This window comes from Sphingomonas sp., from assembly GCF_036677245.1.
Taxonomy (GTDB): Bacteria; Pseudomonadota; Alphaproteobacteria; order Sphingomonadales; family Sphingomonadaceae; genus Allosphingosinicella.
In genome coordinates, this window is record NZ_JAKFCG010000091.1 from 1 (window position 1) to 12,053 (window position 12,053).

Sequence of the window (12,053 nt, forward strand, 5' to 3'; positions counted from 1 at the left end):
CGCCGCCACCACCACCAGTGGAGGAACCCCCACCGCCGCCGCCGCCGCCACCGCCCCCGCCGCCCCCGCCACCGCCACCGGTGGATGAACCGCCGCCGCCACCGCCGCCGCCGCCACCGCCGCCGCCGCCGCCGCCACCTCCGGAGGTGGAGGAGCCGCCGCCGTCGCTGCCTGCGCGCCCGCCGGGGACGCCGGATGCGCTCGAAGGGCCGATCGGCGAGGAGAGCTCGACCGAGGCCGGGGGCGACCTCGACGTCAACCAGGACATCGTCAACGTCGACGCACTGGGGGGCAGCGCCTTGATCGAGCAGGGGGTCACCAGCGGCGGCGACAGCAGCCTCTGGGGCGATCAGGACGACGACGAGGATGAGGAAGAAGAGAGCCAAAGCCAAGAACAGGGCGCGACCGCGTCCGCGGGAGAATAGCCATGGCGATTCGTTTCGTGTCGCGCGCCAAACTCGGTTCGATCCTGCTTGGAGCGGTGGCAGTGGCCTCCGCTGGTGCAGCATCGGCGGCCGCGGCCGCCGACACGCTCTCGCTTGCCGACAGCTTCCGCATCGGCACCGAAGGCAATGCCGTCTGCACCGCGCAAGTGATGCCGGCCGGCGCGGGCCTGAGCGACATGTTCGACCGCGGCTATTCGATTCTCTGCCGCGATGCTTCGGTCCCGGTCGGCCAGCTCTACGCGCTGCGGCTGCGGGGCGGCGATCCCGCGGCGCGGCTTGCCGAGCTTCGCGCCAAGCGCGTGACCTGCGAGCGCGAGCAGGGCGCGCAGATTGCCGGGCTCGGCAGCGCTACGCTGGCGCGCTGCCGAATGAACGGCGTCGACGTCGACTATCGGGTCTTCACGCGCCAGCAGCGCGGCACCTTGTTCGTCGCCGAAGGGCTTGCGGGCTATGAGAGTGCGCTTCAGCTCGGCCTGCGCAGCCTGATCGCCGATCGCCCGGTCGCGGGCGAGGTCAGCGTCGCGACCACCGGCATCGCCGATCCGACCAGCTTTGCGCGCGTGCTCGCCGGCAACATCAGCCCGGAACGCGCGCTCGCGGAGGCCTATCGGCGCAACAACAGCGGCAGTTATGCCGAGGCGGCTGAATTTTTCGCGAGCCTCAGCGGCGACAAGGCCGGCAGCACCGCGCGCGCCGAGGCGTTGGTCAACGAGGCGCTGCAGAAATCGAACCTCGGCGCCTATGCAGAGGCCGAAATGCTGTTCGGACAGGCCGAGCTCCTGGCCGGCAGCGATCCCGTGGTGGACCGTCAGCTCCGCAACTACCGCGCGATGCACCTCCTGAACCAGGGTCAGGTGAAGGCGGTCTATGCCGAGCTGGACCGGCCGATCGGCAGGGCGAGCGCGTCCGCCAAGGCGTCGCTCGACCAGTTGATGATCGACGATGCCACCGCGGCGCAGCTCAGCTCCGAGACGGCGGCGGCGCGCCGCCTGGGCGCGAGCGAGGGACTTTCCGCCGAGGATAAAGCGCAGATCCTCGATGCGCAGGCACTGCAGCTCCGCGGCTCGGCGCTGCGGCTGGAAGGGCGGCACGCCGATGCGGCCGGCGCGCTTCGCCAGGCGCTCGGCCGGATCAATGTATCGCGCGACGGGTGGGTTGCGGCGACCTTGTGGATGCGCGCCCAGATCCTCGGCGAGCTCGCGGACATCGCGGAAAGCGCGGGCGCGATTGGCGAAGCGGAGGCCCAGCATCGTTCGGCGATCGCGTTGATCGAGAACAATTATGCCGGAACCTCGACCTTGCTCAGCGCCAAAGGCAAATTGGCGGCCTTCTACGCGCGGACCGGCCGGCCGGAGCCTGCGCTCGCCGCGTTTCGCGAGATCGTCGGCCTCAACGCCGAAAATGGCGGTGCCTCGCCCGCGCTGCGGCGGGTGCTCGGCGCCTATTTCACGCTGCTGACCCGTCCCGAGGCGTCGGCGGGCGCGGCCGCGGACATGTTCCGGGCCAGCCAGCTGCTGATCAGACCGGGTGTCGCGCAGACCCAGGCGATCCTCGCGCGGGAATTGGGCGGCGGCAGCGACGAGGCCGCGCGCCTGTTCCGCCAGTCGGTCAGCTTGACGCGCGAGATCGAGCGCACGCGCAGCGAGCTCGGCCGGCTTCGCGCGCAAGGTGCCGGCGCGGACGCGCAAAAGGCACAGGCGCTGCACGCTTCGCTCGAGCTCGCTCAGACCGGCCAGGTCGCCACGCAGGCGAAGCTCACGCAATTTCCGCGCTACCGGGCGCTTTCGAATGCCGCGATTTCGCTCGAGGATCTTCAGAAGGCGCTTCGTCCGGGCGAGGCTTATTACAAGATGATCGTGCTCGCCGGCGGCGCTTACGCAATGCTGGTGACGCCGCAGAGCGCGCGCGCCTACAAGATCGGCGCGGGCGCGGCCGAGCTCGAACGGCAGGTCGACGCGATCCGCGCGACGATCTCGACGGTCGAGAACGGACAGATCGTGACCTTCCCGTTCGACGTCGAGCGGGCGCATCGCCTCTACGGCCAATTGTTCGCGCCGGTCGCGGAGGATCTGGCCCGGATCGACCATTTGATCTTCGAGCCGGACGGAGCGATGCTGCGGCTTCCGCCCAATCTGCTGGTGATGGATCAGGCGAGCGTCGACACCTACAAGGCCCGCGCGGCGCGCCCGAACGACGACGGCTTCGACCTCCGCGGCATCGCCTGGCTCGGGCGCGGGCGCGACATCAGCACCGCCGTCTCGCCGCGTGCGTTCCGCGACTTGCGCGAAGCCGCACCATCGCGGGCACGCGCCCAGTATATCGGTTTCGGCCAGAACAAGCCGGCCGACGCCTTCTTCCTCCCGGCGCCGATCGCAGCGTCGGACGAGTGCGGCTGGTCGTTGTCTGCCTGGGGCCGTCCGATCTCGTCCGAAGAGCTGCTCGCGGCGCGGCAAGTGCTCGGCGCGCAGACCGGCCAAGCCGACGTCATCATCGGCGCAGACTTCACCGACGAAGCGATCAAGGGTCGCACCGATCTCGACCAATATCGCATCGTCCATTTCGCCACCCATGGCATGCTTACGCCGCCGCGCCCGGGGTGCCCGGCGCGTCCGTCGCTGATGACGAGCTTCGGGAGCGCGAAGTCCGATGGGCTGCTGAGCTTCGGCGAGATCTTCGACCTGCGCCTCGACGCCGACGTGGTCATCTTGTCCGCGTGCGACACCGCCGGCCATGCGAGCCAGGCGGCGAACCTGGAAGCTGGCGTCACCAGCGGCGGCGAAGCGACGCTCGATGGGCTCGTGCGGGCGTTCGTCGGAGCCGGCGGCCGGCTGGTGATCGCGAGCCACTGGCCGGTGCCCGATGATTTCAACGCCACCCAGCGGCTGATCTCGGGCCTGTTCGCCGCCAAGCCGGGTTCCGCGACCGCCCGCGCCTTACGTGACGCGCAGCTCAAGCTGATGGACGACATCAACACCTCGCATCCCTTCTACTGGTCGGGGTTCGCGGTGGTCGGCGACGGCGCGGCGGCGTTCATCCGTCCGACGGCGGCGCAGAGCGCGAGCCTGCACTGACCGCGTCATCGTGGCGAGCACTTGCGAACACGACGGCACGCAACCGCCTGCGCTCTCTTCCGTTCTATCCCGAAACGAAGGAGACGCGAATGCCGGTATCGAACCTCATGCTCGTCGAGCGCATCGCCAGGGTGCTGGCGGGCCGCGCCCTCAGCATCAACGCCGAAGGCGATGATCCGTCGGCCGGGCCCAACGTCGACGAGAGCTGGCGCGACTATACCGACGATGCCCTGTCGATCCTGCGCACGATGCGCGAGCCCGATGCAATCATGGCCGCGGCCGGCGATCCCGCGGTGTGGGAGGCGATGGTCGAAGCCGAGCTGAGCGCCGAGCACAGCATCGCGTGATGCGGCGCGGCCGAGCGCCGGTGTCGTGGATTTGTGGGACCGGCGCCTGCCTTGCGCTTGCATCGCTCGTTGCGGGCATGGATCCTGCAAAGGCCGGCGACATCTTCGCGGGCGTCTATGCGCATAATGTCGAGACCCCGCTCACCGCGGCCGAGCGCGAGGGAGGCGCCGATTTCCAGCTCGGCTGGCGCGGTGGCAGGATCGAGGCGCTGCGGGCGCTCGGCGCGCCTTCGCCGCATGTCTATGCGCTGGTGAACAGCGACGGTGACACCAGTTTCGCCTCGGCCGGAATCAGCTGGCGATGGGGCGGCCGTCTCTATCTGCGCCCGGGCATCGGCATTGCCATCCACGACGGGCCAAGCCGCAGCGAGGCCAGTGCCGATCGAATCTGGTTCGGGTCGCAAATCCTGTTCGCGCCCGAGATCGGCGCTGGAGCCCAACTTGGCGACCGAGTCACGATCGAGGCGAGCTGGATTCATTTCAGCCATGCGCAATTGTTCGGGCGGCAGAATCCAGGCAGCGACCAATTCGGTGTCCGGCTCAACTATCGATATTGAACAATTTGGCGCTTGGCTCCTAGGCCGCGACAACAGACGAATTGGGGATGGGGTGAGGAATATCGCCGGATCGCGAGGAGAAATGAGCGGCGCCGGCGGAGCCGGGATAGCGGAGCTGGCGCGCGGCATCGGCGAAAGCTTTCGGCGCGATCTGCTCGACCGCTGGTTTCCCGCCTGCGTCAGCGCCGAAGGTGGCTTCCATCAGGATTTCGACCGCGCCTGGAACCCGCTCGCGGGCGCGACGCGCTCGCTCGTCTTCCAGGCACGCATGACCTGGCTTGCAGCGACCGTCGCAGCGGGCGGCGATGACGCTTTCCGGCGCTATGCGCGACACGGCGTCGCCGGGCTCGGGCGCATGATCCATCCCGAAAGCGGTGCGCTCCATTGGGAAAGCGACCGTTTCAGCCGGCCGTGCGGGCGCTACGCCAAGCAATTCCACGCTTATGGTCAGGCTTTCGCGATCCTCGGGCTCGCCGCAGTGGCAAAGGCGCTCGGCAGCGAGGCCACCCTTGACGTCGCGCAGCGCATCTTCGCCTATCTCGACGATTACCATCACGACCGCGACAACGGCGGCTATTATGAGGTGACCAATCTCGCCGGCCGGCGCGTGCTGTGGGGATCGTGGCGCCTGAAGCATGATGCGATCGGGACGCGCTTCGGCCTCAAGTCGCAAAACACGCACCTCCACCTGCTCGAAGCCTTCACCGAGCTTTACAGCATCTGGCCCGACTCTCGGCTCGGCCGGCGTATCGAGGAGCTGCTCGCGCTGTTCCAAAACCAATTGCGGCAGGAGCCGGGCCGTCGCTTCTCGTTCACCTGGCCGGACTGGCGCCCCGTGCCGGGCGAGGGCTCATTCGGTCACGATCTCGAGCTCGGCCATCTGCTGCTCGCCGCGGCCGAGGCGTTGGGGCGGCGCTACGATCCAAATTTGCTCGCCTACGCGCGAGCGCTGCTCGACACGGCAATCGACGAAGGCTGGGACGAGGCAGGAGGCTGGTTCGATCCCACCGCCCAGCAGCGCTCGCTTACCGAGCCGGCCAAGACCTGGTGGGTGCAGGCGGAGGGCCTGGCGTCCCTTGCCGTGCTTCACCAAGCGACGGCGGAGCCGCGCTATCTCGCCTTGCTCCAGCGCCAATGGGATTGGATCTCAAACCGCCAGATCGACCCAATTCACGGCGGTTGGTTCGAGAGCGTCGCGGCCGACGGACGAGTGATCGGCTCCGACGCCAAGGGGACGATGTGGAAGGACGGCTATCATGAGGGCAGGGCATTGATGATGGCCGCCGCCAGCTTGGGAGAAGACGCGCTCGCGAAGAGATGATCACGTTTGTTGGTCGGCGCTCGATTTTGTAGTTTTTCTATGGGCTTGACAGTCCGCGCCGTAGGGCGGCAGGGTCTCGAAATCCGGGGGGGACGGAAATTCGAAGTGCGTCATTGCCGCCTCCTCTGCCAACGACGAGCAGGCTATTGATGTCACAAAGTTTTCGTATCGCCGCGCCGTCGGTTCTCGGCGAGATCATCGAGGGCGAAGCGATCGTCGTCGATATGCGTAACGGCCATTATTTCAGCGCCGACGGCTATGGCGCCCTGATTTGGGACGCGATCGGCAGGGGTCATTCCGCGGGACAGATCAGCCAGGCTCTGCTCGCGGCCAAAGGCCTCGTGCTCGATGACCAGGTCGCGCAATTCATCGCTGCCTTGCTTGCCGAGCAGTTGATCGAGCCGTGCGATGCCGCGCTTCCGGCAGAACCGTATCAGGTCGACACCGATCTGCTCGTCAATGCCTCACTGCCGCCAAGACTCGTGCGGCACACCGACATGGAGGATCTGATCCTGCTCGATCCGATCCACGACGTCGATGACGCCGGCTGGCCGACGCGCAAGACGGAGCCGGCCGCCGCCGCACAAATTCAGGCGTTCGAATGAGCGGCGGACCCGAATGCGGGCGCGCGATCAGCGTGATCATCCCCTGCTATAATGGCGAAGCCTTTGTCGCGGACGCGATCAGCAGCGTGCTGGCGCAGGAGCTCGCGCCGCACGAGATCATCGTCATCGACGACGGCTCGAGCGATGGCAGCGCAGCGCAGGTCGCGCGGTTCGGCGAGCCCGTTCGTCTGCTGCCCGGGCCGCATCGCGGCATCGCCGCCGCGCGCAATCGCGGGCTCGCGGCAGCCGGAGGCGAGCTGATCGCCTGGCTGGATGCGGACGATCTGTGGGTGCCCGAAGCGCTGCGCGTGCTGGCCGAGGCGCTGACCGCCGATCGCTTGCTCGCCGGGGTCTATGGCATGGTCGAGCAATTCTCGACCGAGTGCGTCGCCGTGCGCCGCCAGGTGCCATCCGAACGGACGGCGGCGCGCCGCGCGGGGACGATGCTGTTGCGCAGATCGGCCTGCGCACTGGTCGGCGGCTTCGACGAGTCGCTGACGCTCGGCGAGATGATCGACTGGATCTCACGCGCCGAGGGCGAGGGGCTGCGCCTGGCGCCGGTCGAAAGGCTCGTGCTGCGCCGGCGGATTCACGACGGCAATACCACCATCCTGCGCCGCACTGCGCAGGCGGACTATCTGCGCCTCCTGCATAGCGGGCTGAAGCGCAAGGCGCGGCGCGGCGAAGCGGTGAATGCCCCAGCCTGAACGCTTGCCGTGGCCGAGCCCGTGGCCGACGCCGTCGCAACTGCGTCTCCTCCAGACGTTGTTCGGGGCCGACGAGCGCGCGCTCGAATATTATGTCGCGTGGCGCGCGGCGGTGGATCTTGAACGCGATCTCGATTCCGCTTCCTATCGTTTGCTGCCGATGCTCGACGCGCGGCTGCGCGCGCTCGGCATCAGCGACGATTTCAGCGGGCGCTACAAAGGCGTGCATCGCAAGGCCTGGGTCGACAACAGCCTGCTGTTCGGCGACGTCGCGGAGGCGCTCGCTGCCCTGACGCAGGCAGGGATCATGCCCGCTGTGTCGAAAGGCGCGCCGCTCGCGATGCTCCATTACCGGAGCCATGCACTGCGCCCGATGAGCGACGTCGACATCGTCGTGCGCGAGCAGGATCTGGCACGCGCCGAAGAAATCATCGCGGCCGTCCCCGGGTGGCGCCGAATGGGCGCGCGGCAGCGCGAGATCGCGCGCCGCTACCATCATTCGATCAACTTCGACGGGCGCAAGGGCGGCATCGACCTCCACTGGCACTTCCTGTTCGAGGCGCGCGCCGCCGCGGTCGATGACTGGTTCTGGAAGAGGGCGAAGCGGTTTGATTTCCATGGCGTGGAGGTGCTCTGTCCGGCACCGACCGCGCTGCTGCTGACGGTCATCGTCCACGGCCTGCGCTCGAATCCCGCGTCGCCGATCCGGTGGGTCGCCGACGCGATCGCGATATTGCGCGCCGATCCCGCGGCGATCGACTGGAAGGAGCTGCGGGCCTTCGCCCGCAAGCACCGGCTTGGGCATCGGCTCGGGCTCGGATTGCACTATCTGCGCGCGCACTTTGACGTGCCGATTCCGGCCGAGGTCCCGGAGCGGCTGCTGGCGAAGCGGCAGAGCGTTGTCGAGCGCATCGAGAATACGATGTATCTCGGCGACCCTTCCGCTTTCCTCGGCTCGAAACGGCGGCTGCTGTGGCGGGGTTTCGTCCAGTATCTGCCGGTGCTCGAGGCGCGGACCGGCGCCGGCTTGCTGCTCAGGCTGCCTGCGCGCCTGCCGCATTTCGTGCGCTACGTGCTGGTCATGTATCGCCAGCGCCGGAACGCGAGCCATGCCTGACCGTCAGCTGATCGACGAAGACGAGCAAAGGCGCTTCTTCGACGCCGTCCGCGGCTGCGCTGACGAGGCGGAAGCGCGCCGGCCCTCGGTGCGCCATCTGCTCGACGTTGCCGGCGTGCGCATCGCCTTGTTGTTCTCCAGCCGCGCGCTCGACGCGGCGTTGCTGCCGGCGATCGCGCATCTGGCGATCGCGGGCGAGGAAGCGGACGCGACGATCCGTTTGTTCGACAGCGTCGGCAGCGGCGTGGCGATGGTGCCGCCGCCAAGCCACCCGCACGCGTTGAGCTACCGCGGCGACATCGATGGTTTCGACAGCCCGGTGCTGCGGGCGGCGTTCCATTACGGCGAATCGTCGCTCAATCTGTTCGACCGGCAAAGCGGTACCGGCCTTTATTGGGTGAACGACCCAGAGGCGCTTCCTTATTGGTCCAAGGCGTCGCCGCTTCGCACCCTGTTCCATTGGATCCTGGCCGAACACGGCGCACAGCTGGTGCATGCCGCCTGCGTCGGCCATGCCGGGGGCGGGCTGCTGATCACCGGCGGCGGCGGCGTCGGCAAGTCGACTACCGCGCTGGCCTGCATCGAGCAGGGCCTCGCTTATGCCGGTGACGATTATGTCGCGCTCCGGCTCGATCCGCCGCGCGCCTACAGCCTCTACAATACGGCCAAGCTGTTGCCCGAGCAGGCGGCACGCTTCCCGGCGCTGGCCGCGCTGATCGGCGGGCGCGACGGCGACGACAAGGTCGTCGTGCAGCTCGTGCCGCATCGCGCCGCCCAGATCGCCCGCGAGCTGCCGCTCAAGGCGATCGCGACGCCCTGCTTCGCACCAGGCGAGCCGACCTGCTTTGCCCCCGCGGATCCCGTCGCCCTGCAACGCGCGACCGCCTTCACGACGCTCGCGCAGCTCCCGCATGCCGGCAGGGGTGTGCACCAGTTCGTCGCGCGCTTGTTCGAGGACCTGCCCGCGTTCCAGCTTCGTCTCGGCGAGGAGCTCGATGCGATCCCCGCGGCAATCGCTGGTTTGCTCGACAAGGACAGCGCGCAACTCGCCGCCGCCGCGGCGCCGGCGGAGACGATGCGGCGCCGTCCGCTCCTGAGCGTGATCATCCCGGTCTACAACGGCGGCCGCTTCCTCGGCCAGGCGGTCGCGAGCGTCCTTCGCCAGCGCTACCAGCCGATCGAGATCATCATCGTCGACGATGGCTCGACCGAGGATCTCTTACCCGCGATCGAAGCGCTGCCGGTCGACGTGCGCTTCGTTCGGCAGCTCAATCGCGGGCCGGCCGCCGCGCGCAACCGTGGGCTGGACGAAGCGTCCGGTGATCTGATCGCCTTTCTCGACGTCGACGACCTCTGGCCGCCCGACACCCTCGAAATGCTGGCTGGGCTGCTCGCGACGAAGCCCCAGGCGGAGGCGGTGCAGGGCCGCGGTCAGCTGGTCGAGACCGACGAGACTGGCGTGGTGACCGCCGAGCTCGGCACTCCCGAGGACAGCTTTCCTCATTATATCGGCGCCGCATTGTTCCGCCGCTCGGCGTTCGAGCGGGTCGGCCGGTTCGATGCCGGCATGCGCTTCGGGGAGGACAGCGACTGGTTCGTTCGCGCACGCCAGCACGATTTTAAGGTCGCTCGCCTCGATCGGACGACCTTGCTGGTCCGCCGCCATGGGGGCAACATGACCGAGGGCAAATCTTTGGTCGAGCTCAACATGCTGACGATCATCAAGAAGGCGATCGACCGCAAGCGGGTGATGCAAGGCGAGAGCGTTGGCGAGGCCGAAGCGCACGGCTGATCGTCGGTCCGCCCGTTATCAGCACCTCAACGATTGGATGTTAAGCGACCAGTTCGTGGCCGCAGGGCCACATCGTGGGGACGCACTTGATGACCGCAGCCTCGATCGCGCGACCGATCAGCATGGCCTCGGCGGCGACGCGCGAGCGGATCGCGCTCGCATTGGTGATGTTCGTCACGCTCGTGGTCGAGCTTGCGCTGGTCGAGCGGAAATATGCGATCATCGCCGGCGGGTTCGGCCAGTCGCAGCCGCTCAGCGGCGCCCCATCTTTGCTGCTGTTCGCGCTGGCGCTGCTCGCCTGCCACGGCACCATCGTCACCGCGATCTTCCTCGCGCTGCGCGTGCTAAATCGCAGGTTCGGTGCGATCGCGCTGTTCCCGGTCAATTTCGCCGTCCTCGTGACCGGGCTGATGATCGCGACGCTCGCCGCGAAATATGAGGTGCTGAGCTATTTCAGCGACGCGATCAGCTTCCAGCTGATCCGAAATCTGGGCGGCGGCAGCCTGTTCGATGCCTTGCTGTTCGTGATCAGCGAAGGCGCGCTGATGCTGGGCGCGGTGGCGGCGGCTCTGGCGCTCTATGTCCTCGTCATCCGTCGCTTCGCCGTTCAATTGGCCGCGGCGAGCGGTGGCGCAGGGCTGCGCATTCCGGCTCGGATGCTTGGCCTCGGCGCGCTGGTGGCGGTGGCGCTGATCGCGGCGGGCAACGGGCGCGCGGACGTGCGCAGCGCGCTCGGGCGCTTTAACTCTTATTATCTGCTCAACAGCGCGCTGGACGAGATCAGCGACGTCGATCGCGACGGCTACGGGCTGTTCTCGCAGCCGCGCGACCTCCATCCGCTCGATGGCGCGCGCTATCCGTTCGCGCTCGACGTTCCCGGCAACGGCGTCGACGAGGATGGCATCGGCGGCGATTTCACGCTCGCCGCGGGTACGACCCATGACGGCACCGCCGACGCACCACCGGCGCTGCCGGCAAATCCGCGCCATTTGATCCTGATCGTGCTCGAGAGCACGCGCCAGGATGCGTTGGGCAGGATCGTCGGCGGCCGCGAGGTGACTCCGAACCTCAATGCGCTGGCGCGTGCAGGCTCGTCCTTCCCCGCCGCCTACAGCCATGTCGGCTTCACCACCGCGTCGCTCAAGAGCCTGTTCTCGGGAAGGCTCGAGGCCGCTCCCGGCGGTCCGTCGCTGTTCCGCGACCTCAAGGCGAACGGCTATCGGATCGGCGTCTTTTCAGGCCAGCCGGAGAGTTTCGGCGACGTCTCCGAGGCAGTCGGGATGCGCGCCGCCAGCGACGTCTTCGCCGACGCCGAGACGCTCAAGGCCGAGCGCGCGTTCGGCTTCGCGGCCAAAGGCTCGCTGCTGGTCGACGGCAAGGTGCTGCTGCGCGAGTTCGACCGCAGTTTCGGCGAGCCCGCCGACTGGCAACGCCCGGTGTTCCTCTATTTCAATCTCCAGTCGGCGCATTTCCCGTACCACCATCCCGGCATGGAGCAGCTCCTGCCTGGCCCGCCGATTCCGCGGAGCGACATCAGCCTCGCCAACCGGGACTGGGTGGCGCGCACTTATTGGAACGCGGTCGCGCAGGCCGATGCACAGATCGGGCAGCTGGTCGCGCGGCTGAAGGCGCTCGGCGTCTACGACCGCAGCCTGATCGTCGTCACCGCCGACCATGGCGAGTCGCTGTTCGACGACGGCTTCCTCGGCCATGGTCACATGCTCAACCGCCAGCAGACCCACATCCCGTTGGTCGTGAGCATGCCCGCCGTCGCGAGCGCAGCGCCGCTCGGCCTTTCCGACTATCGCGCTTTGATCCTGCGGCTGCTCGGCGACCAACGCCGGCCGGCCCCGGCCAGGCCGGTGCTGCAATATATCGGCACGCTCGATCAACCATCCTGGATCGGAATAGCGGGCAGCGGCCAGCGCTGGACGACGTTGCGGCTGCAGGACGAGCAGGTCCGCTTCAGCGAGATCGACCGCCTGTTCAGCTATGGCGAGCTTGCGGCGCATCCGGCGCTCAAGGCGCGTGCCGATCGCCTGATCGAGACCTGGGAGCGAGAGCGCTGGCTGAGCCGCCCGCGCGGCTAA

Annotated in this window: 10 protein-coding genes; all 10 read left to right on the forward strand. The window is 68.0% G+C overall.

What is annotated here, in order from left to right:
- Nucleotides 1–146: 146 nt before the first annotated feature.
- The 10 genes from V6M48_RS10695 to V6M48_RS10740 all read left to right on the forward strand — a co-directional run bounded on the left by V6M48_RS10695 (nt 147) and on the right by V6M48_RS10740 (nt 12,053).
- Nucleotides 147–425: a hypothetical protein gene (locus V6M48_RS10695; RefSeq protein WP_332812528.1), complete on the forward strand. Its 279-nt coding sequence runs from the start codon at nt 147–149 to the stop codon at nt 423–425.
- A 2-nt stretch (nt 426–427) separates the two neighbouring features.
- Nucleotides 428–3,517 (forward strand): CHAT domain-containing protein, encoded by a 3,090-nt coding sequence (locus V6M48_RS10700; RefSeq protein WP_332812529.1) that lies wholly within the window; start codon nt 428–430, stop codon nt 3,515–3,517.
- An 89-nt stretch (nt 3,518–3,606) separates the two neighbouring features.
- Complete coding sequence (locus V6M48_RS10705; protein WP_332812530.1) at nt 3,607–3,864, forward strand: hypothetical protein; 258 nt, start codon at nt 3,607–3,609, stop codon at nt 3,862–3,864.
- A 77-nt stretch (nt 3,865–3,941) separates the two neighbouring features.
- Nucleotides 3,942–4,421, forward strand: a complete 480-nt coding sequence (locus V6M48_RS10710) for an acyloxyacyl hydrolase (protein WP_332812531.1) — start codon at nt 3,942–3,944, stop codon at nt 4,419–4,421.
- 82 nt (nt 4,422–4,503) lie between these two features.
- On the forward strand, nt 4,504–5,742 hold the full coding sequence (locus tag V6M48_RS10715) for an AGE family epimerase/isomerase (protein WP_332812532.1): 1,239 nt from the start codon (nt 4,504–4,506) through the stop codon (nt 5,740–5,742).
- A 149-nt stretch (nt 5,743–5,891) separates the two neighbouring features.
- Nucleotides 5,892–6,347, forward strand: a complete 456-nt coding sequence (locus V6M48_RS10720) for a PqqD family protein (RefSeq protein ID WP_332812533.1) — start codon at nt 5,892–5,894, stop codon at nt 6,345–6,347.
- Nucleotides 6,344–7,054 (forward strand): glycosyltransferase family 2 protein, encoded by a 711-nt coding sequence (locus tag V6M48_RS10725; RefSeq protein WP_332812534.1) that lies wholly within the window; start codon nt 6,344–6,346, stop codon nt 7,052–7,054. The genes V6M48_RS10720 and V6M48_RS10725 overlap by 4 nt, the downstream gene beginning before the upstream one ends.
- Nucleotides 7,041–8,171 (forward strand): nucleotidyltransferase family protein, encoded by a 1,131-nt coding sequence (locus V6M48_RS10730; RefSeq protein WP_332812535.1) that lies wholly within the window; start codon nt 7,041–7,043, stop codon nt 8,169–8,171. The genes V6M48_RS10725 and V6M48_RS10730 overlap by 14 nt, the downstream gene beginning before the upstream one ends.
- Nucleotides 8,164–9,963 (forward strand): glycosyltransferase family A protein, encoded by a 1,800-nt coding sequence (locus V6M48_RS10735; RefSeq protein WP_332812536.1) that lies wholly within the window; start codon nt 8,164–8,166, stop codon nt 9,961–9,963. Before V6M48_RS10730 ends, V6M48_RS10735 begins: the two co-directional genes overlap by 8 nt.
- A gap of 89 nt (nt 9,964–10,052) precedes the next feature.
- Nucleotides 10,053–12,053 carry a sulfatase-like hydrolase/transferase gene (locus tag V6M48_RS10740; RefSeq protein WP_332812537.1) on the forward strand — a complete coding sequence of 667 codons (2,001 nt, stop codon included), beginning with the start codon at nt 10,053–10,055 and terminating at the stop codon, nt 12,051–12,053.

Excerpts from the sequence above, each read along its gene's own strand:
- V6M48_RS10700 (WP_332812529.1), top strand. The coding sequence starts at position 428 with ATGGCGATTCGTTTCGTGTCGCGCGCCAAACTCGGTTCGATCCTGCTT.
- V6M48_RS10705 (WP_332812530.1), top strand. The coding sequence starts at position 3,607 with ATGCCGGTATCGAACCTCATGCTCGTCGAGCGCATCGCCAGGGTGCTG.
- V6M48_RS10710 (WP_332812531.1), top strand. The coding sequence starts at position 3,942 with ATGGATCCTGCAAAGGCCGGCGACATCTTCGCGGGCGTCTATGCGCAT.
- V6M48_RS10715 (WP_332812532.1), top strand. The coding sequence starts at position 4,504 with ATGAGCGGCGCCGGCGGAGCCGGGATAGCGGAGCTGGCGCGCGGCATC.
- V6M48_RS10720 (WP_332812533.1), top strand. The coding sequence starts at position 5,892 with ATGTCACAAAGTTTTCGTATCGCCGCGCCGTCGGTTCTCGGCGAGATC.
- V6M48_RS10725 (WP_332812534.1), top strand. The coding sequence starts at position 6,344 with ATGAGCGGCGGACCCGAATGCGGGCGCGCGATCAGCGTGATCATCCCC.
- V6M48_RS10730 (WP_332812535.1), top strand. The coding sequence starts at position 7,041 with ATGCCCCAGCCTGAACGCTTGCCGTGGCCGAGCCCGTGGCCGACGCCG.
- V6M48_RS10735 (WP_332812536.1), top strand. The coding sequence starts at position 8,164 with ATGCCTGACCGTCAGCTGATCGACGAAGACGAGCAAAGGCGCTTCTTC.
- V6M48_RS10740 (WP_332812537.1), top strand. The coding sequence starts at position 10,053 with ATGACCGCAGCCTCGATCGCGCGACCGATCAGCATGGCCTCGGCGGCG.